Source organism: Profundicola chukchiensis (assembly GCF_029664245.1).
In the GTDB taxonomy this organism is placed as follows: Bacteria; Bacteroidota; Bacteroidia; order Flavobacteriales; family Weeksellaceae; genus Profundicola; species Profundicola chukchiensis.
In genome coordinates, this window is record NZ_JANAIE010000058.1 from 1 (window position 1) to 231 (window position 231).

A 231-nucleotide genomic window follows, 5' to 3' on the forward strand; every position below is an offset into this window, starting at 1 on the left:
TTGCGGCATTGCTCCGTCGCAGCTCGTCGGCCAGTTGGGCGCCCGGGCGGGATTGTATGAATCGGCCACCGTGCGGGTCAATGCCACCGGCGGCATCGTGGTGATGACCGGTTCGCACAGCCACGGCCAGGGCCACGAGACGACCTTCCCGCAGGTGATCGCCGAAATGATCGGTATCGATGCCAGCATGGTCGAGATCGAGCATGGTGATACCCAGAACACGCCGATGGG

1 protein-coding gene is annotated in these 231 nt (G+C 64.1%); it reads left to right on the forward strand.

The annotated features are described in order from the left end of the window. Positions 1-231, forward strand: a 231-nt coding sequence (locus NLM59_RS11665) for a molybdopterin cofactor-binding domain-containing protein (protein ID WP_304417955.1), incomplete at both ends; no start/stop codon positions are given.